Origin of the sequence: Streptomyces sp. BBFR102, from assembly GCF_051397025.1 — a bacterium.
Lineage (GTDB): Bacteria > Actinomycetota > Actinomycetes > Streptomycetales > Streptomycetaceae > Streptomyces.
In genome coordinates this window covers 251,748-271,652 of record NZ_CP195757.1, presented here as the reverse complement: position 1 = coordinate 271,652, position 19,905 = coordinate 251,748, and the positions used below count along the sequence as shown (strand labels likewise).

General features: G+C 73.7%; 16 protein-coding genes and 1 pseudogene. 16 read left to right on the top strand and 1 reads right to left on the bottom strand.

What is annotated here, in order from left to right:
* Nucleotides 1–98 precede the first annotated feature (98 nt).
* Together ACSLIC_RS01235 and ACSLIC_RS01230 are read left to right on the top strand one after the other, a co-directional pair.
* Entirely contained in the window at nt 99–566 is a 468-nt protein-coding gene (locus tag ACSLIC_RS01235) for an ATP-binding protein (protein WP_436735809.1), read from the top strand.
* Nucleotides 567–773: 207 nt separating this feature from the next.
* The gene (locus tag ACSLIC_RS01230) at nt 774–1,163 is read left to right on the top strand and encodes an STAS domain-containing protein (RefSeq protein WP_436735808.1); all 390 of its coding nucleotides are present in this window, start codon (nt 774–776) and stop codon (nt 1,161–1,163) included.
* Nucleotides 1,164–1,207: 44 nt separating this feature from the next.
* Here ACSLIC_RS01230 and ACSLIC_RS01225 read toward each other — a convergent pair whose 3' ends face one another.
* Nucleotides 1,208–2,128, bottom strand: a complete 921-nt coding sequence (locus ACSLIC_RS01225) for an AEC family transporter (RefSeq protein ID WP_436735807.1) — start codon at nt 2,126–2,128, stop codon at nt 1,208–1,210.
* 227 nt (nt 2,129–2,355) lie between these two features.
* On the opposite strand from ACSLIC_RS01225, the gene ACSLIC_RS01220 reads away from it, so the two are divergent.
* The 14 genes and pseudogenes from ACSLIC_RS01220 to ACSLIC_RS01155 all read left to right on the top strand — a co-directional run bounded on the left by ACSLIC_RS01220 (nt 2,356) and on the right by ACSLIC_RS01155 (nt 19,840).
* Nucleotides 2,356–3,198, top strand: a complete 843-nt coding sequence (locus ACSLIC_RS01220) for an aldo/keto reductase (protein ID WP_436735806.1) — start codon at nt 2,356–2,358, stop codon at nt 3,196–3,198.
* Between the two features lie 78 nt (nt 3,199–3,276).
* Nucleotides 3,277–4,095, top strand: coding sequence for a sulfite exporter TauE/SafE family protein (locus ACSLIC_RS01215; RefSeq protein ID WP_436735805.1), 819 nt, complete (start codon nt 3,277–3,279; stop codon nt 4,093–4,095).
* A gap of 87 nt (nt 4,096–4,182) precedes the next feature.
* Nucleotides 4,183–6,066 (top strand): ABC transporter ATP-binding protein, encoded by a 1,884-nt coding sequence (locus ACSLIC_RS01210; protein ID WP_436735804.1) that lies wholly within the window; start codon nt 4,183–4,185, stop codon nt 6,064–6,066.
* A gap of 75 nt (nt 6,067–6,141) precedes the next feature.
* Nucleotides 6,142–6,507: a GNAT family N-acetyltransferase gene (locus tag ACSLIC_RS01205; RefSeq protein WP_436735803.1), complete on the top strand. Its 366-nt coding sequence runs from the start codon at nt 6,142–6,144 to the stop codon at nt 6,505–6,507.
* A 30-nt stretch (nt 6,508–6,537) separates the two neighbouring features.
* A complete protein-coding gene (locus tag ACSLIC_RS01200; protein ID WP_436735802.1) occupies nt 6,538–7,194 on the top strand; it encodes an arylsulfatase in 657 nt (218 codons plus the stop codon).
* Nucleotides 7,195–8,122: 928 nt separating this feature from the next.
* Nucleotides 8,123–9,237: pseudogene (locus ACSLIC_RS01195) on the top strand (AMP-binding protein).
* Nucleotides 9,221–10,438 carry an AMP-binding protein gene (locus ACSLIC_RS01190; RefSeq protein ID WP_436735801.1) on the top strand — a complete coding sequence of 406 codons (1,218 nt, stop codon included), beginning with the start codon at nt 9,221–9,223 and terminating at the stop codon, nt 10,436–10,438. Before ACSLIC_RS01195 ends, ACSLIC_RS01190 begins: the two are co-directional and overlap by 17 nt.
* Nucleotides 10,323–12,437 (top strand): AMP-binding protein, encoded by a 2,115-nt coding sequence (locus ACSLIC_RS01185; RefSeq protein WP_436740240.1) that lies wholly within the window; start codon nt 10,323–10,325, stop codon nt 12,435–12,437. The genes ACSLIC_RS01190 and ACSLIC_RS01185 overlap by 116 nt, the downstream gene beginning before the upstream one ends.
* Nucleotides 12,338–13,123: an alpha/beta fold hydrolase gene (locus ACSLIC_RS01180; protein ID WP_436740239.1), complete on the top strand. Its 786-nt coding sequence runs from the start codon at nt 12,338–12,340 to the stop codon at nt 13,121–13,123. Before ACSLIC_RS01185 ends, ACSLIC_RS01180 begins: the two co-directional genes overlap by 100 nt.
* Nucleotides 13,120–14,457, top strand: a complete 1,338-nt coding sequence (locus ACSLIC_RS01175; RefSeq protein WP_436735800.1) for an MFS transporter — start codon at nt 13,120–13,122, stop codon at nt 14,455–14,457. Before ACSLIC_RS01180 ends, ACSLIC_RS01175 begins: the two co-directional genes overlap by 4 nt.
* Before the next feature lie 68 nt (nt 14,458–14,525).
* Nucleotides 14,526–15,809 carry a cytochrome P450 family protein gene (locus ACSLIC_RS01170; protein ID WP_436735799.1) on the top strand — a complete coding sequence of 428 codons (1,284 nt, stop codon included), beginning with the start codon at nt 14,526–14,528 and terminating at the stop codon, nt 15,807–15,809.
* A 69-nt stretch (nt 15,810–15,878) separates the two neighbouring features.
* On the top strand, nt 15,879–16,595 hold the full coding sequence (locus tag ACSLIC_RS01165) for an SDR family oxidoreductase (RefSeq protein ID WP_436735798.1): 717 nt from the start codon (nt 15,879–15,881) through the stop codon (nt 16,593–16,595).
* A 189-nt stretch (nt 16,596–16,784) separates the two neighbouring features.
* Entirely contained in the window at nt 16,785–19,001 is a 2,217-nt protein-coding gene (locus tag ACSLIC_RS01160; RefSeq protein ID WP_436740238.1) for a condensation domain-containing protein, read from the top strand.
* Entirely contained in the window at nt 18,998–19,840 is an 843-nt protein-coding gene (locus tag ACSLIC_RS01155) for a thioesterase II family protein (RefSeq protein ID WP_436735797.1), read from the top strand. Before ACSLIC_RS01160 ends, ACSLIC_RS01155 begins: the two co-directional genes overlap by 4 nt.
* Nucleotides 19,841–19,905 lie beyond the last annotated feature (65 nt).

Here is a 19,905-nt window from a genome sequence, read left to right as displayed (position 1 = left end):
TTCACGGCGGAAGGAGACATACCCGGGGAATCGCGGGGCACAAGGGGGTTCGAGGAGAACCCCCCAGAGCTTCTCACCGGGTGCACGGGCAGGAGCAGATGAACGAACAGGTCACCATGGACACGGGCTTTCCCTTCACCGCCGCGGACTCCGTCGAACCGTTGCGGCAGGCAGTGGAGTTCGACGGCGAACCGGGCTGTATCGCGCGAGCCCGCCTGGTCGCGAGCCGCTTCCTCCAGCAGCTCCAGGCCGAGTGGCTGGCCGTCCCGCGCCCCCGCCTCGCCGACGACCTGCTGCTGGTCGTCAGCGAGCTGGTCACCAACGCCGAGCGGCACAGCCACGGCCCGTACCTCCTGGAGCTGGAGGGCACCGACGGCCACCTGTCGGTCAGCGTCTACGACAGCAGTTCGGCCCTGCCCCGCTGGTACGAGCCGGACCCGACGCGCCTCGGCGGCCACGGGCTGGAGATCGTCCGGGCCGTCGCCGACCGCCTCACCGCCGAGCGGGTCCCGGTCGGCAAGCGCGTCACCGCCGCCTTCACCCTGGCTCCCCAGGCCGCCGGCTGACCCGACCGGGCCCTCGCGGGGCCGGCCAGGTCGTGGGGGGTTGTTCGGGGGGACTGTGAAGGAACGGGGGAAGTCGCATGTTGTCAACGCCTGACGCCCGCTCATATCGTGTGGCCTCGCGCCGCGGTCCGTGGCCGCGGTGCGTACGGCCCCGGGGCGTGCCGTCCACGACCACCGGCCTTCCGCCGGTCGACCAGAGAGGTTGTCGTGTCCTCAGCCCAGCCGTCCCCCCGCCCCGCTGACCGCTCCCTGCAGATCCAGCGGCGCCCCGAAGGCGGCGGCGTCGTCGTCCTGCTCGGCGGCGATCTCGACCTGGAGAACATCACCCCCCTCGGCCCCGCCCTCGGCGACGCCGCCGCCGGCGTCCCGGGCCCGGTCGTGGTGGACCTCTCCGGCGTCGGCTTCGCCGACTCCAGCACCGTGAACGTCTTCCTCCAGGCGTACGGCGCCATCGGGCCACGGCTGCGGTTCGCCGCGCTCTCCCCGTTCGTCGAGCGGCTCTTCGGGCTGATCGGGCTCCAGAACGCCCTTCCGGTGCACGAGACGGTGGCCGAGGCGCTCGCCGCCCCGCTGCCCGAGGGCGACCGCGCCTCCTGACGGCGGTCGGCCGGGGCCCGCGGCGGCGCCGGCGGTCCCGCCGGTCAGCCCAGCAGCACGGCGGTCGCCACCAGCGCAGGCACCGCCAGCACCGTGGAGAGCAGTACGGCCTCCCGGGCGAGGCGGACGCCCGTGTCGAAGCGGGAGGCGTAGGTGAAGAGGTTCTGCGCGGCCGGCAGGGCGCTGGTGACCACCACGGTCAGCAGCGCCGGGCCGGCCAGCCCGAAGACGCCCGCGCCCACCGCCCACGCCACCACCGGCTGACCGGCCGACTTCAGCCCGACCGCGAGCAGTACCTGCCCCCGCTCCGGCCCCCGGGCCGGCGGGGTGGCTCCCCGCAGCGAGATCCCGAAGGCCAGCAGGACCGCCGGGACCGCCATCGCCCCCAACAGCTCCACCGGGTCGAGCACGGGTGCGGGTACCCGCACCCCGGTGGCGGCCACCGCCACCCCCGCGAGTGAGCCCAGCACCACCGGATTGCGCAGCGGCGCCGCGACCACCGCCAGCGGCGAGGCGCGGGCCCCCGGCCGGGACAGGTCGATGACGGTGAGCGCCAGCGGCGAGACGACCAGCAGCTGGAAGAGGAGGACCGGCGCGATCAGGGTGGCGTCGCCGAGCACGTGGTGGGCGAGGGGGATGCCGAGGTTCCCGGCGTTGACGTACCCCGCGCACAGGGCGCCGATCGCCGTCGGCCCGGTACCCCAATGGCGTAGCGCGCCCACCGCGATGTAGACGCCCGCCACCAGCAGCGTCGAGGCGGCGGTGACCAGCAGGCCCGGGGAGGCCAGCGCGCCGAGGTCGGCCTCGGCGAGGGTGGTGAAGAGCAGCGCGGGGGAGGCGACGTGGAAGGCGAGCCGGGTCAGCACGGGGCCGCCCTGCTCCCCGAGGACGCGGGTGCGCCCGGCCAGGTAGCCGGTGGCGATCAGGACCCCGATGGCCGCGAAGCCCTCCAGTACCCCGGTCACCGTGCGCCCTCTGACCGGCGGGGTGCGCCGGGTCCCGCGCGCCCGGTCCGCGGGCCGGGCGGCGCCTCCCGGAAGCCGGATATGTCCGAGGGTTCGCCGCTCACCGGCTGATCAGGATCGTGTCGCACATGACCCGCACCCTAAGGATCATGGAAGGCGGCGGGCAAACCTGCCCCGCGCCCGCCGCCACGGCCCGCCCGACCCCGACCCGAGGAGTCCCGACCGCCATGAACGGACCGATCCCGCCCCTCGCCCCGACCGTCCGGCTGCGCCACGGCGCCGAGATGCCCCGCCTCGGCTTCGGCACCTACCCGCTCGACGACACCGAAGCCGAGCACGCCGTCGCCACCGCCATCGAGAACGGCTACCGCCTCATCGACACCGCCGCGCTCTACGGCAACGAGATCGGTGTCGGCCGGGGCCTGCGCGGCGGCGGCGTCGCCCGCGACGAACTCTTCGTCACCAGCAAGCTCACCAAGGAGCAGCAGGGCACCGGGACCCGCCGCGCCGTCGAGGAGAGCTGCGCCCGCCTCGGCACCGACCATCTCGACCTGTACCTCATCCACTGGCCCGACCCCGCCCAGGACGCCTACGTGGAGACCTTCCGGACCCTGGCCGACCTGATGGGCGAGGGGACGCTGAAGGCGGTCGGCGTCTCCAACTTCAAGCCCCGCCACCTGGACCGGATCATCGAGACCACCGGCGTGGTGCCCGACGTCAACCAGATCCAGCTGAGCCCTTACCACACGCGCGACGCCGCCCGCGCCCACCACGAGAAGCTCGGCATCGTCACCGAGGCGTGGAGTCCCCTCGGCCGGGACGGGACGGTCTTCGCCGAGGAGCCCGTCCGGCGGGCCGCCGAGCGGCACGGGCGCACCCCGGCCCAGATCGTGCTGCGCTGGCACGTCCAGCAGGGCGTCGTGCCGGTGCCGAAGTCCGGCCACTCCGAGCGGATGCGGGAGAACCTGGACGTCTTCGGCTTCGAGCTGACCGGGGCCGAACTGGACGAGATCTCGGGACTCGACCGGGGAGAGGCGTCCGCCGACGACTCGGCCGTCATCGCGCACTGAGCCGACCGCACGGCGGGCCGGCACGGCCCCGGGCTGACGGACGTGTACCTGACAGTCTGGGATAGGATCGGCCGCCACATGGACACGATCACTCCCGGGGCGTTCGCCCTGCTCGCCGCGGCCGCTCTGCTCGTCGGGTTCTCCAAGACCTCCGTCAGTGGCGCCAACACCATCAGCCTCGCCGTCTTCGCCGCCGTCCTGCCCGCCAAGGAGTCGACCGGCGCCCTGCTGCCCCTGCTCATCGTCGGCGACGTCTGCGCGGTCCTCGTCTACCGGCGCCATGCTCACTGGCCCACGCTCTGGCGGCTCTTCCCGGCGGTCGCCGCCGGGGTGCTGGCGGGCACGGCCTTCCTCGCCGCCGCCGACGACGGGGCGGTCCGCACCACGATCGGCGCGATCCTGCTGGCGATGTCCGCCATGACGTACTGGCGCCGCAGGAAGGCCGCCCGCGCCCTGTCGGCCCCGGCCGCGAACGTCCTCGAAGCGGCGGGCGCCCCGGAGCCGGACGCGACGGGCCAGGCTCCCGGGGCGGGGCGCGGGGCGCGCCTGAAGGCGCGTGGCTACGGCGTCCTCGGCGGCTTCACCACCATGGTCGCCAACGCGGGCGGCCCGGTGATGTCGCTGTACCTGCTCTCCGCGGGCTTCCGGAAGCTGGGCTTTCTGGGGACGTCCGCCTGGTTCTTCCTCATCGTCAACACCTCCAAGGTGCCCTTCAGCGTCGGCCTCGGGCTCATCGACGGGCCCTCCCTGCTGCTCGACGCCGTGCTGGTGCTCTTCGTCGTCCCCGGGGCCCTGCTGGGGCGCGCCCTCGCCCACCGGATCGACCAGGTGCTCTTCGAGCGGCTGGTGCTCGCGGCCACGGTCGTCGGCGGGGTCCAGCTCCTCCTGCTGGGGTGAAGGGCAACCCGGGCCCGGCCGGGGAGGAAACCCCTCCGGCCGTTCACCCTTGACCTCAACTTAAGTCGAGGTCCTACCTTCGCCGGCATGAGCATGGAGACCACGGCCTGGACGCAGCTCTACAGCGTCCTCCACGCCGAACAGGACCGCCGCCCCCTCGCCCGCGCCACCGCGCGCCGCATCGCCGCCTTCGCCCGTCCGCACCGCGCCCGCATCGGCTGGTTCGTGGTGCTCAGCGTCGCCACCGCACTGCTGGCCGTCGCCACGCCGGTCCTCGCCGGGCAGGTCGTCAACGCCCTCGTCTCCCGCTCCGACCCCTCCCTCGTCACGCGGCTCGCCCTGCTCATCGCCGCCATCGCGGTCGCCGAGGCCGCACTCGGCATGGCCGCCCGGGGCCTCAGCTCCCGCCTCGGCGAAGGGCTCATCCTCGACCTGCGCACCGCCGTCTTCGACCACGTCCAGCGGATGCCGGTCGCCTTCTTCACCCGGACCCGCACCGGGGCCCTGGTCAGCCGCCTCAACAACGACGTCATCGGTGCCCAGCGCGCCTTCAGCGACACGCTCTCCGGCATCGTCTCCAACGTCGTCACGCTGGTCCTCGCCTTCGTCGTCATGGTCGGCCTCTCCTGGCAGGTCACCCTGCTCGCCCTGGTGCTGCTCCCCGTCTTCGTCCTCCCGGCCCGCCGCACCGGCCGCCGCATGGCCGCCCTGCGCCGCGAGGCCGCCGAGCACAACTCCGCCATGGGCACCCGGATGACCGAGCGGTTCTCCGCCCCCGGCGCCACCCTCGTCAAGCTCTTCGGCCGGCCCGCCGACGAGTCCGCCGAGTTCGCCGCCCGGGCCCGCCGCGTCCGCGACATCGGCGTGCGCACCGCGATGGCCGAGTACACCTTCATCACCGCCCTGACCCTGGTCTCCGCCCTGGCCCTCGCCCTCGTCTACGGCCTCGGCGGCCGACTCGCCCTGAGCGGCGCCCTCGAACCGGGCGCCGTCGTCTCCCTCGCGCTGCTGCTGACCCGTCTGTACGCACCGCTGACCGCCCTCGCCGGGGCCCGCCTGGAGGTGACGACCGCCCTGGTCAGCTTCGAGCGGGTCTTCGAGGTCCTCGACCTGAAGCCGCTCATCGCCGAACCGGAGCATCCCCGCGCGCTGCCCGAAGGCCCCCTCTCCCTCGCCTTCGAGGACGTCGCCTTCGCCTACCCGGCCGCCGACAAGGTCTCCCTCGCCTCCCTGGAGGAGGTCGCCGCCCTCGACGGCCGCGAGGGCGCCGAGGTCCTGCACGGCGTCAGCTTCCGCGCCGAGCCCGGCCAGACAGTCGCCCTGGTCGGCTCCTCGGGTGCCGGCAAGTCCACCATCGCCGCCCTGCTGCCCCGCCTCTACGACACCGACACGGGCACCGTGCGGATCGGCGGACAGGACGTCCGCGACCTCGACGCGGACACCCTGCGCGACGCGCTCGGCATGGTCACCCAGGACGGCCACCTCTTCCACGAGTCGGTCCGCGCCAATCTCCTCCTCGCCCGCCCCGGCGCCACCGAGGAGGAACTCTGGGACGCGCTGCGCCGCGCCCGTCTCGACGGCCTCGTCGCCTCCCTGCCCGACGGCCTCGACACCGTCGTCGGCGAACGCGGCTACCGGCTCTCCGGTGGCGAGCGCCAGCGCATGACCATCGCCCGGCTGCTGCTGGCCCGCCCCCGCGTCGTCATCCTCGACGAGGCCACCGCCCATCTCGACAACACCTCGGAGGCCGCCGTCCAGGAAGCCCTCGCCGAAGCCCTCGACGGACGGACCGCCCTGGTCATCGCCCACCGCCTGTCCACCGTCCGCACCGCCGACCGCATCCTCGTCGTGGAGGACGGCCGCATCGTCGAACAGGGCACCCACACCGGCCTGCTGGCCCGCGAGGGCCGCTACGCCGAGCTGTACCGCACCCAGTTCGCCCCCACGGCCGCGGGGGACCCCGTCGGCTGACCCGCCCACGTGCCGCCCGGCCGCCCGGAACGTACGGTGGCGACCGGAACCGCCGGACCGGCCAAGGAGCGAGCAATGAGCGAGACCCCGGGTGAGCGCCCCCTCCCCGAACTGATCGACGACCGCAAGGCGGGCATGCTCCGCGCCGTCGCCGACGACGAGGTGATCGGGCACATCCAGTACGTCGTCCTGGAGGCGCCCGAGGCTGCCCTGGCCCCGGTCCACACCCTCGTGGACCCGGGCCACGAGGGGCACGGCATCACCTCCGCCCTGGCCGCCGAGCTCTACGCCCTGGCCGACCGCGAGGGCCTCGGACTCGCCCCGCTCTGCCCGTACGTCGCCAAGTGGGCCCAGCGCCACCCCGACCAGGCAGCGCCCGCCTCCGAGGAACTGCTCGCGGCGGCCCGCGCCAAGGTGGCGGAGGACCCCTCGCTCTGGTGAACCCCGACCGCCCGGCCCTACGATCGGCGGATGCTCGCCCTGCTGCACACCTCAGCCGCGCACATCCCGGTCTTCGACGCCCTGCGGGACCGGCAGCGGCCCGGTCTGGCCCTGCGCCACACCGTCGCGCCGGACCTGCTCGACGACGCCCGGCGCCACGGGCCCGGCGCCGTCGCCGAGGCGGTCGCCGAGGTGGTGCGGCGGGCGGCGGACGACGGGGCCCGGGCCGTCCTGTGCACCTGTTCCACCCTGGGTGCGGTCGCCGAGACGGTGCCCGCACCCGTCCCGGTGCTGCGGGTCGACCGGCCGATGGCCGAAGCGGCGGCGGACCGCGCCGGGGACGGGCGGATCACCGTGGCCGCCGCCCTCGACGCCACCCTCGGCCCCACCGCCGACCTGGTCACCGAGGCCGCCCGCCGCGCGGGCCACCGCCCCCGGATCACCACCCTCCTGATCCCCGGCGCCTGGGCCCTCTTCGAGGCCGGCGACACCGACGGCTACCACCGGGCCGTCGCCGCCGCCCTCACTCCGCTCACCGACGTCGACGCCGTGGTGCTCGCCCAGGCGTCCATGGCACCGGCCCGCGCCCTGCTCCCCGCGTCCGCGCCGGTCTTCGCCAGCCCCGGCCCCGGGTTCGCGGCCGCGGCGCTGGCCGCCACCGGCGAGCCCGTTCCCCCGAACGGATGAGTGGGCGCGCGGGAAACGGGCAGCCGTGGGACACATTCAGGAGCCGGAACCTTCCGGTGCCACCCGTCCACGCCCGCTCCGGGCGCAGGCCGTACGGCGGGCACCCCCCGCCCGGCCGCCCCGGCTGGAGGACAACGATGACCCACCCGTACCCCGACCCCGTCCCCCCGGCGCCGCCGAGCCCGCAGCCCGTGCCGCCGGGGCCCGACCGGCCCGACCCGGTGCCGCCCGGGCCCCAGCCCGTGCCGCGTCCGCCGGGCCCCGGCCGCCCCGAGCCGGTCCCGCCCGGGCCCGGGCCGCTCCCCGGACCCGGCCCCGGCCCCGGTGACCCCGGGCCACTGCCCGAACCCCCGCCGGCGCCGCCGGAGCCCGAACCCGACCCTCGCTGAGCCACACGGACGCCCGGCACCCGGGAACCCCGCCGGTGCCGGGCTGTCCGCCTGCCCACCCGACCGTCTCCTGGCCAAGAGCCCTGCTCACGAAGGCCAGCGGGGCCCTCCGCGTCCGGGGCGCCCGCACCCGCACTCGCCATTCAGCGCCACACGCCGTCCGGCCGGGCCAGCTGGCTGCCCTCACGTTCGAGGACCGGACGGTCCGCCGCGTGGTCCGAGGGAGGGGGATCAGCCACAGGCGGGGCTCGCAGGAGCTGTCACACACAAGGCGCCGGGGACGTCAGGGCAGGTGAAGCACCCTCACGCGTCAGGCGCGCTGAAGCTTCCAGCCAGAAGTCCCGGTCCTCCTTGTTTCTGCGAGCACCGGTTCATCGATTGGCAATCTGTTCACGATCTTGAATGCTCTGGGGGGGCGGGCACATGGGGGAGCCAACAGGAGGTCTGCCGGTCGGCGCTGGACGAAGGTGTCCGCGCAGGAGACTCGCAGGCGGCTGACCGTGCCTTGACTGGTCCTTCTCCGACATGACACGACCGCGATGTCGACTCCGGCTTCATCCGGTTCGACGTTCTCCATTCTTCTTGTCTCACCGGGCCGTGCAGGCCTGAGTTCTCAGATCCCCATGTCCAGGCCCCGAGCAGCTTGCGCCGCCGCGGGCCGATCCGGTGTGCGCGGCCGTAGCCGGGCGCAGCGGTCACGGAACGGAGAGGCTGTCATGGAAAGGCTGAGCGGGGCGCACGAGAGCGCTGGTGTGCTCACGGACACCGACGAGCCGGAGATACCGATACCGGACGGCGGTCTGACCGAGGTCTTCGAGAAGCAGGTCGCGCAGACCCCCGACGCGGTCGCCGTCGAGTACGGGTGGAACGGAGAACACCAGCTTTCCTACGCGGAGTTGAACGCCCGTGCCGAACGTCTCGCCCGGCGTCTCGTCGCCGGGGGTGCCCGTCGGGGGGCCGGGTCGGCGTGCTGGTCGAGCGGTCCGCCGCCGTGGTGGTAACCCTGCTCGCCGTGGCGAAGACGGGCGCCGCCTACGTACCGCTCGATGTGCGTTCTCCCGGAGCACGGCTGGGGGAGATCCTTGAGAGCGTCGGCTGCGCGCTGCTGGTTGTGGACGCGCGCAGCGCGCAGCACCCCGCGGCGGCGGGACGGCGCACCGTGCCGGTGGGCGAGGACGGTGTGCCCGACGGCCTGCCGGAGGCGGTGGAGACACCGTACGACGAGCCGGGGACCGAAGCGCCCGGGGCCGACGACGTGCTGTACGTCATGCACACCTCCGGGACCACCGGTGTCCCCAGGGGCGTGCGGGTCACGCACCGCAACGTGCTCGCTCTCGCGCTCGACCGTGTGTGGCGCGGTGGTGCCCACGAGCGGGTGCTGTTCCACTCGCCCCATGCCTTCGACGCGTCCACCTACGAGATCTGGGTGCCGCTGTTGTCCGGGGGCCGCGTCGTGGTGGCCCCCGAGGAGATCAACGCCCCGCTGCTGCGGCGTCTGGTGGGCGGTGGCCGCGTCACGGCGCTCTGGCTCACCGCGGGCCTGTTCGGGGCACTGGCCACAGGCGACCCGGGCTGTCTGGAAGGCGCCCGTGAGGTGTGGGTGGGTGGTGACGTGGTTCCGGCGCACGCGGTGCGCCGTGTCGTCGAGGCGTGACCCGGGGACCACCCTCCACAACGGCTACGGCCCGACGGAGACGACCACGTTCGCCACGCGCCACCGCATCCACCCCGGGCCGCCGGTCGACGGGGACGTACCCATCGGCCGCCCTATGGACCACACGCGCGTGTACCTCCTCGACGCGGAACTGCGGCCGGTGGCGGACGGGGAGACCGGGCAGCTGTACGTGGCCGGGGCGCACGTCGCGGCCGGTTACGAGGGCAACGAGGTACTGACCGGGGAGCGCTTCCTGCCCGACCCCTTCGGCGTGCGGGGGGAGCGGATGTACGCCACCGGCGACCTGGCCCGCGAGGACGCGGCCGGCGATCTGAGATACGTGGGGCGCGCGGACCGTCAGGTCAAGGTCAACGGTTTCCGTATCGAGCCGGGGGAGACGGAGGCGGCACTGACGCGGCAGCCCCGCGTCGCCCAGGCGTCGGTCGTCGTCGACAAGGACGGTGACGGCGGCGGCCGGATGACGGCCTACGTCGTCCTGGCAGAGGGTGCGGCGGACGGAGCGGGCGTCGACGGTGTGGCACTGCGCCGGGCCCTCCAGGACGAGCTGCCGACCTATCTGGTGCCCGACGACGTCGTGATGCTGCCGCGCCTGCCGCTCACCACGAACGGCAAGATCGACCGAGCCCGGCTCGCCGAGAGTTCCGGCGTGCCGGCCCTGCTGGAGCGCTGGGTACGCCGGCGGCCCACCCAGCCCGCCGTGCACGACCCGGTGACCGGCGCGCGTCTGACGTACGCGCAGCTGTGGCAGCGCTCCGGGCGGCTCGCCGCCGCGCTCGCCGGCAGCGGCGTGCGGCCCGGTGACCTGGTGGCCGTGGACCTGCCCCGGTCCGCGGACCTCGTGGTGGCGTTCCTCGGTGTCGCCCGTGCCGGCGCCGCGTATCTGCCGCTCGACCCGCAGGCACCGCCCGAGCGGGTCGCCGCGCTGCTCGCCGAGTCGGGTGCGGTCGCCGCGGTGGCCGGCGAGCGCACCCGGGTGCCGGCCTCGACTCCCGTGCTGCGTACGGACGGGCGGGGACGACTCCGGGCGGCCCCCGGTGCTCGCCACCCGGTCCGACGAGGACCCGCTGTACGTCACCTACACGTCAGGGTCGACGGGCCGGCCCAAGGGCGTCGCCGTACCGCATCGCGCGGTCGAGCGCCTGGTGGAGGGTGCCGAGTACTGCCCGATCGAGCCCGGTGACCGGGTGGCGAGCACCTGCAATCCGGCCTTCGACGTGACGACGTGCGAGATCTGGTCGACGCTCTGCGCGGGCGGCACCGTGGTGCCGCTGCCCACCGTCACCGACCTCGCCCTGGACGAGTGGGTCGCGCTCGTCCGCGACCAGGGCATCGCCGTGATGTTCCTGACCACCTCGCTGTTCCACGCCGCCGCCTGGGAACTGCCCGAGGCCTTCTCCTCCCTGGAGACCCTCGTCGTCGGCGGCGAGCAGCTCGACCTGGCCGCGGCGCGCCGGGTGCTCTCGGCGGGTGGTCCGCGGCGCCTGGTCAACGGGTACGGGCCGACCGAGGCGACGGCCTTCGCCACCTGGTTCCTGTGCACCGAGTCGAGCCTCGCCGGGCGCGAGCGCGTTCCGATCGGCCGCCCGCTGCAGCGCACCACCGCCCACGTCCTCGACGACGAGCTGCGGCAGGCGCCGGTCGGCGAGCCGGGAGAGCTGTGCCTGGGCGGGCCGGGCGTGGCCCTGGGCTATCTGCATCGTGCGGAGCTGACCGCCGAGCGGTTCGTCACCGCGCCCGGCACCGGCGAACGCCTCTACCGCACCGGGGACCTGGCGCGTCTGCTGCCCGACGGGGAGCTGGAGATGCTGGGCCGGCGCGACCGGCAGGTCAAGTTGCGCGGCTTCCGCATCGAACCGGAGGAGGTTGAGCGGGCCGCCGTGGCCACCGGCCTCGTCGACGCCGCCTTCGTCGAGAAGACCGACGACAGCAATCTGGCGGGCTGCGTCCTGCCCGACGCGAGCGCCGACGTGGCCCGCGCCGATCTGCCCGGCGTCCTGTCCGCGCGCCTCGCCGAGCGGCTCCCGGCGTACATGATCCCGGCGCGCTGGCTGGTCCTGGACGAGCTGCCGATCGGCTCCACCGGCAAGGCTGACCGGGCCCGCATACGCGAACTCCTCAGCCGGCAACCGGAACCGGACGGTGCGGCACCGCGGGCCGAGGATCTGCGTACCCCCACCGAGCGGACGCTGGCCGCGATGTGGTCGGAACTGCTGGAGGTTCCCGTGACCTCACGGGACGCCTCGTTCTGGGATCTCGGCGGTCACTCGCTGCGCGGCGTCACACTGGTCGCCCGGGTCCGCGAGCGGCTCGGGGTGCGGCTGCGACTGCGCGACCTGTTCCGCGTGCCGGTCCTCGCTGACCTGGCGGCGCGCATCGACGCCGAGGCGGAGCCCGGCGAGCCGAACCCGGCCGCCTCGCAGGCCTCCACGGTTCAGGAGAGCGAGGCCACCGCGTTCCAGCAGCAGATCTGGCTCGCCGAGCACCTCGATCCCCAACCCGGCCTCTACAACGTGCCGTTCGCCTGGCGCGTGGACGGGCGCCTTGACGCGGACCCGCTCGCCGCGGCCCTGCAGCGGGTGGTGGCGCGGCACGAGGCGCTGCGGACCACGTTCACCCGGCGCGCGGACGAACTGCGCCAGCTCGTCGGCGGGCCCTGGCGGCCCGAGATCCGCACCCTGCGTGCCGATGACCGGGAGCAGCTCGCGGCCTTGCTGCGGGCCGCCGCCGACGACCCCTTCGACGTGGAGGCGGGGCCGTTGCTGCGCGCCGGGCTGATCGATGGTCCCGACGGGCAGATCCTGACACTGACGGTGCATCACCTCGTGTTCGACGCGGGATCGTTGCCGATTCTTCTGGAGGACCTGCGCGACGAGTACGCGTCCGGCGGGAGCGGTGCCGGCGCGCCCGGACCGCACTTCCGTGAGCTGGCCGCCCCACCGAACGGCCCGCCCCCGAGGCCCTCGCCCGCTGGACCGACACACTTCGCGACGCCCCCAGCCGGCTCGGCCTGGCCGCGCCCGCCGTGCCCGAACCCCACGGCACGGTGCCGCTCACGCTCCCCGACGGCCTCCTCCAGAGCATCCGGCCCCTTCAGGAACGCCTGGGCATGTCCTGGTTCATGGTGGCCTCCGCCGCGCTCGCCGCACTGCTGCACCACGCGACCGGTGCCCCCCGGCTGACCTTCGGCTTCCCCGTCGACACCCGGGAAGGCGACGCGTTCGCACGGGTCGTCGGGCCCTGCCTCAACACCGTGGTGGTGCCCTCCCGCTGCGGCGCCGACACGACGGTCGGCGAGTTCCTCGAAGCGGTGCGCGACGGCGTCCTCGACGCCCTGGAGGACCGGCACTACACACTCGGTGGCTGGTCCTTCGGCGCCGCCGTCGCCCAGGAGGCCGCCCGTCAGCTCACCGATGCGGGGGAGCGGGTGGACGTGCTGCTGTGCCTGGACGGGTACGCGCCCGACCGCAAGGGGCGGCCCGTCGCCACCGACCTGGCCTTCCTCGCCGCCCAACTACGTTTGCAGGCCGACGTGCTGCTGGGCCGTGGCGCGTTCGGCGCGAAACTGGCCCGGGCCCCTCGCCTGCGCCGTGTCTTCCTCTCCCGAATCCGCGCGCTGCTGCGCCACCGGCCGCGGCCGGTGCCCTGCCCCGCCGTCGTCCTCACGGCGTCCGCGCGTCCCGCCGACGCCGTTCGGATACGGCGGGCGCTCGCCCCCCTGCACACGTCCACAGAGATCAGACCCGTTCCCGGTGACCACTGGTCGATGCTGACCGCACCCCAGGTCGGCGCCGTCGCCCGCGAGGCGGACCGGGCGATCGCCCTCCACGTACACACCGACGGCACAGATGGCGAGCCCCGCCCGTGAACCCACCCGAAAAGACCGTGCCCGGCCGGTCGGCCGCCGCGAACAGCGCACCCGACGCGGATGTGCCACTGATCCGCAACCGCGACTTCCAGGCCCTGTGGATCAGCCGCTTCCTCGCGTCCATCGGCAAGGAGTCCGTCGAAGTCGCCTACCCGCTGCTGATCCTTGCCGTCACCGGCAAAGCCGCCTACGCGGGCGCCGTCGGCGCCGTGCAGCTCCTCGTGGCCGGCGCCACCTCGATCTGGGGCGCCGCACTCGCCGACCGCATGGACCGGCGCCGGCTGATGATCTTGTGCGATGCCGGACGCGCCGTCCTGCTCGGCCTGTTCAGCCTGCTGGTCGTCAGCGGCCACGCGAGCGTCCCCGCCGTCTTCGCTCTCGTCGGGCTCTCGGCCCTGTGTCTGGGCCTGTCCGAGCCGCCCGCACTCGCCGCCATCAAACAGGTCGTCCCGCCCTCGCAGCTGACGAAGGCCACCGCGCAGAACCAGATCCGGCCGCTGGGCGCCACCGTCGCGGGCGCCCCGCTGGGCAGCTCGCTGTTCGGAGTGGCGCGCTCCCTGCCGTTCGTCGCGACGGGCCTGGCCTTCGCGGCGGCCGCCGTCGCCCTGCTCTTCGTGCGCAGGCCGCTCCAGGCCGCGCCCGTCGCGGACGGCGAGCGTGGAAAGGCCAGAGAGGGCTTCCGGTTCATCAAGCGCACACCGGTCCTGCTCATCTGGATCGTGTGGATCATGGGCTCCAACATGGCGTTCAACCACACCGGCGCCTTCCTCGCACTGATCGCCACCGGTAAGGACCGGGGCGCCTCCGAAGCCTCGATCAGTCTGATGCTCAGTATTGCCGGAGTCGGCGGGCTGGTCGGCGCGGTGCTGGCGACCTGGGCCCTGAAACGGCTCAAGCCCGCCACCCTGTTCCTCGCGGCGGCGTGGATCGGCCCTGTCGCGGCCGTCCTCCTGATGACCGTGCCCGGAGTGATCTCCCTCGGCGTCGTGCTCGCCCTCGTCTTCCTGCGCGGCCCGATCGTGAACGCCCTGTTCTTCGCCTACGTCGCCGTGCTCGTACCCGACCGGATGCAAGGCCGCGTCATGGGCGCCGTCACCTTCCTGTCGTACGGCGCCCAGCCGCTCGGCATCCTCGCGATCGGCACCACCTTCGACGCCGGCGGCGCCCCCTGGGTGTTCGCCTTCATGGGTGTCGTGTCGACCCTGGCCGCGCTGCCCACCCTGACACGCCGGATTCGGCGGCTGCCCGCCCCCGAGGCACTCGCGGAGAGGGAGGAGAAGGAGCCCGCGCCGGACGCGTCCGACACCGGGTCCCGGCCCGATCCGGCCCCCTGACGTACCGCCTCGGCCGCCCGCCGACTTCCGCCCCAGGCACGTGTGCCGCCCTGACCGAGGAGTGAGTAGTGCCCGTCCGTCCCGAAGAGTCCCGATGCCCGTTCTCGGGTGACGAGCCCGTCGTTCCGACCCAGTACGTCACCTGCCCCGGCTTTGACCCGCACGCCGCGGCCGCGCGGCTGCGCGAGCGCGGCCCCGTCCACCCCATCGACTTCCCGGCGGGCTCCGCCGAGCACGCCTACGTCGTCGTCGACCACGCGAGCGTCATGCGGGCCTTCGGCGACCCGGGCATCTCCAAGACCCTGAAGGCGGCACCGGCCTGGTTCCGTGAGCAGACCGTGCGGAGCAGCTCCGTACTCGCCAGCAACATGCTCCTCGCCGACCCGCCCGAGCACACCCGGCTGCGCAAGCTCGTCAGCCGGGCGTTCCTGCCCCGCCGCATGGAACTGCTGCGCCCGCGCGTCCAAGAGATCACCGACGACCTCATCGACGCCTTCCCCGAGACCGGCGAGTTCGACCTCCTGGATGCGTTCGCGCTTCCGCTGCCGATGATGGTGATCTGCGCCTTCCTCGGAGTCCCCTACGCCGACCGGGACCGCTTCCTGGACTGGGGACGGGTGCTCAGCCAGGACCCGAGCCAGGAGGGCGAGGCCGCTCTGGAGCGCAAGCGCGTCAACGACCAGGTCGAGGAGTACTTCACCGACGTGCTCGCCCAGCGCCGCGCCCGGCCGCAGGAGGACCTCCTCGGCGACCTGGTGCGCGCCGCCGACGAGGACGACATGTTCACCGACGAGGAACTCGTCTCGACCGCCATCTTCCTCGTCATCGCCGGCCACAAGACCACCGCCAACCTCATCGGCAACGGCGTCTGGGCCCTGCTCCGTCACCCCGAGCAGCTCGAACTTCTGCGCACAAAGCCCGAGTTCACCGACTCCGCGATCGAGGAGTTCCTGCGCTACGAGGGCTCGGTCGACCGCGGCACCCTGCGCACCGCCGCCCGCGACCTCACTCTCGGCGGACACGCCGTGCCCGAAGGCAGCTTCGTCCACCTGTCGGTCTCCGCCGCCAATCGCGACCCCGCCGTCTTCGACGACCCCGACCGCTTCGACGTCACCCGCTCGCCCAACCGTCATATGACCTTCGGGCACGGACCGCACTTCTACGCCGGGGCGCCGCTGGCCCGCCTCGAAGGACGTATCGCCTTCGAGACCCTGCTGCGCCGTGTCCCGCACCTCGAATGCGCCGTGTCGCCTGGGACGCTGTCCTGGGTCGCGGACAGTTCCATCAGCCGGGGCATGGAGCGGCTCCCCGTCCGGATCGCGGGCAAGCGACCGCGCGCGAACACTGCCTGACGTGCGGTTGAATGCCGTCCACAGGCCAAGCGCCGTACCTCGGAACTCGTAGAGCAGGAGCACCACTTCATGACCGACGAGACCACCGCCCCCGTAGCCCTGATCACCGGCGGCTCCAGCGGCATCGGCGCGGCCACCGCCCGCAAGCTTCTCGCCCAGGGGCACCGCGTCGCCGTCACCGGCCGCAGCGGCGAACGGCTGCGGTGCTTCGCCGAGGAGACCGACGCCAAGCCCGGCACCCTCCTCACGCTCCCCGGCGACGCCGGCGACCACACCTGCGTCGAGGCCGCTGTGCGGGCCGTCCTGGACGCCTACGGCCGCATCGACACCGTCGTCGCCAACGCCGGGTACGCCACGCACGACTCGCTCGCCGACGGCGATCCGGCCGGGTGGCGCGACATGGTCCTCACCAACGTGCTCGGCCCGGCCCTGCTGGTCCACTACGCCCTGCCCGCGCTCAAGGAGACGCGCGGCCGGATCGTGCTGATCGGCAGCGTCGCCGGAGTCGTCTACACGCCCGGCAACATCTACGGCGCCACCAAGTGGGCGGTCACCGGCCTCGCCGAGAACACCCGCCGCATGGTCACCGCCGACGGCGTCGGCGTCACCCTGGTGGCCCCGGGACGGGTGGAGACCGCCTTCTGGGACGCCGGGGGCGGCGCACCCCAGGACGGCATCAACCTCACCGCCGACCAGATCGCCGACTCGGTGGTGTGGGCCGTGGGCCAGCCCTCCGGCGTCGACATCAACTCCGTCGTCGTCCGCCCGGTCGGCCAGGCGGTCTGAGAGCCTGCGCCACGCCCCGGGCCCGGAGCGGCGCGCGGTGTCGTGGGGGCACCTCCCGCCCGAACCCTGCGCAGCGAGGTTCGAGCGTGTGAGCGTGTGTGGCCGGCGCCGCGCGCCCGGCCGGGGGCGTCCACACGGGCCTGACCCTCCCCGCGCGCCCTCGCCGACCTCTCCGGCTCGCTCAGCCCCATCGGCCGCCCCCTTCCCGACCTGCGCGTCCATGTCCTGGACGCGGACATGAACGAAGTCCCGGACGGCACCGAAGGCGAGATGTACGTGGGCGGCCCCGGCGTCGCGCGCGGCTACCTCAACCGCCCCGAGCTCACCGAACAGCGCTTCGTACCCGACCCGTTCGGCGCCTCGGGCGAGCGCCTGTACCGTTCCGGCGACCTCGCGGTGCGCCGGGAGGACGGCGAACTCGAATATCGCGGCCGCATCGACCACCAGGTCAAACTGAACGGCTTCCGTATCGAGCTCGGCGAGATCGAACGGGCCCTGCTCGACCAGCCCGGCGTGCGCGCCGCCGCCTGTGTCCTGCGCGAGGACACTCCCGGCCTACCCCGCCTGGTCGGCTACGTCGTCCCCGCATCCGGCCACGAGGACCCGCGGCCGGCGCAGCTGCGCGCGGCGTTGAGCGTGCGGCTGCCCGCCCACATGCTCCCGGCCGCCGTCATCCCCCTCGCCGAGCTCCCGCTGACCGGCAACGGCAAGCTCGACCGCGAGGGCCTGCCCGCCCCCGAGACCCGCCAGGCCACCTCGGCCCAGCCGAGGGCCACCGAGCCCCGTACCTCCGCCGAGCACACCCTCGCCGCCGTCTGGCGCCAGGTCCTCGACGTGCCCGACCTGGGAGTCGACGACAACTTCTTCGCGCTCGGCGGTGACTCGCTACGCGCCGTCCGTGTCGCGGCGCTCGCCCGAGAGGCCGGCCTCTCGCTCTCGGTCGAGCAGATCTTCCTCCACCCGAGCGTGGCCGACCTCGCCGCAGCCGCCGACACTCCGGACGAGCCCCCCGCGCCCGCCCCGGCCGACTGCTCGACGACCCTCGCCGACCTCGACCCCTCCCGGCTGCCCGCCGGCACCGTCGACGCCTACCCCACAGCGGCGATGCAGCTCGGCATCCTCTACGAGTGCGAGTTCGCCGAGGACGAGACCACGGGCCTCTACCACGACCTGATCAGCGTCCGCCTCGACGGCCCCTTCGACCGCCCCGCCCTCGAACGCGCCCTGGCCACGCTGACCGAACGCCACGCCGTCCTGCGCACCGCCTTCCGTCTCGGCGCCTTCCGCGAGCCGATGCAACTCGTCGCCGAGACCGCACGGGTTCCCCTGACCGTCGAGGACCACGACATCGGGGGGCCGGACGCCAAGACCCACGAGCACCTGCTCCGCACCTGGTGGGACCGCGACAAGCGGGAGCCCTTCGACACCGAGCAGGCCCCACTGGTGCGCTGCCACGTACTGCGCACCGACCCCGACGGCTTCCAGCTCTCCCTCGCCGTGCACCACGCGATCCTCGACGGCTGGAGCCTTGCCCTGCTCACCACCGAACTCCTCCTCGCCTACGAGGGTGGACTGCGTCCCGGCGCCGCCGGGCCCGCCCTGCCGCCCGCGCCCGGCGCCCACTACCGCGACTTCGTCGCCGCCGAACAGCGGGCCCAGGCCGATCCGGCCGCCCGCGCCTGGTGGGAGAGGCTGCTGAGGCACGAAGGCGTGCCCCCCGAACTCCCGCTGGACCCCGACGGCGCCGCCGAGGACGAGTTCGCCTTCCACACGCCGCTGCCCGAGGACCTGGACGCCGCCCTCGACGAAACGGCGGCCCGCCTCGGCTTGCCGGTCAAGAGCCTCTTCCTCGCCGCCCACGCCCGGGCCCTCGCCGAACTCACGGCATCCGACCGCGCAGTGACGGCCGTCCAGGTCAACGGACGCCTGGAAGAGCCCGGTTCTGACCGCGCCCTGGGCCTGTTCCTGAACATGGTGCCGCTCCACCTCACCGCGCGCGGCACCTGGGCCGAACTGGCCGGCGCCGCCTTCGACGCCGAACGCGCACGCCAGCCCCACCGGCGCTACCCCCTCGCCGCCCTGCAACAGCTCACCGGCCGCGGCACCACGCTCTTCAACGTCGCCTTCAACTACACCGACTTCCACACCTTCGACGACCTCGCCGCGCTGCGCACGGTCCGCCCCCGCGACTGGTGGTTCTCCGACCGGCACAGCTTCCCGCTCATGGTCGAGATCACCCGAACCCCGCACACCGGCCGCCGCGCCCTCGCCGTCACCCTCTGCGCCGACAGCCCGTACGCAGGGACCGGAGCCCGTCTGGGCCGCCTTGTCCTGCAGGCCCTGCAGGCCATTGCCGCAGACCCGTACGCGATGGTCTCCGGCTCGGGCCGGGAGCGCCTGCGATGAACCGTGGTCCGGTCCTCCTGAGCCCGCTGCCTCGTCCGCAGGCCGCACACCGGCTCCTCGTCTTTCCGCACGCGGGAGGAGGCCCGTCCTTCTACCGCGGCTGGAGCGGGGCGGCCGACGCCGGCATCGAAGTGTCGTTCGTGCAGTACGCGGGGCGGGAGCAGCGCATCGGTGAATCTCCCGTACCGGATGCCCGAGCCGTCGCTGCAGAAGTGAGCGACGCCCTGCGGGCCACCGTCACCCGGGGCGACAGCCGTCCGCTCGCGCTGTTCGGCCACAGCATGGGCGCGATCATCGCCTATGAGACGGCACTGGCCCTCACGGACGTCGAGTTGTCAGCCCTGTTCGTCTCCAGCCGCAGGGCCCCCGCCACCGTCACCCCGCCGACCAGGCCGGTCCCCCTGCGCACCGACGACGAAATCCTCTCCCACCTGCGCGGTCTCGGCGGCACCCCCATGTCCCTCTTCGACGACCGGGCGATCCGCGAGCTCTACCTGCCCGTGCTCCGCGCCGACTTTCACCTGGTCGACACCTACATCCCCGGACGCGACAGCTACGCGTTGCCCCTCCCGGTCACCGCAATGTGGGGCACCAAAGACCCCTCGGCCGACGCGGCGCTGATGACCCCCTGGCACGAGACCACCACAGACCGGTTCTGCCGCCACCTCTTCGACGGCGGCCACTTCTATCTCGTGGACCACTTCGACAGTGTCCTGAAGCTGGTGAGGGAGCATCTGGGAGTGTCTCCGCAACAGGCGACGGGCCGGGTGGGCCGTCCGGTCCGGGAAGCGACCGGGCGAGGGCTGACGGCCCGGTCGGTCAGGCGATCGCCGCGGTGACCAGTCGATCCGGCCCAGAGCCGTCCTCACCCCTGGAGAGGCAATGCTGGGAACGTTCGGCAGCG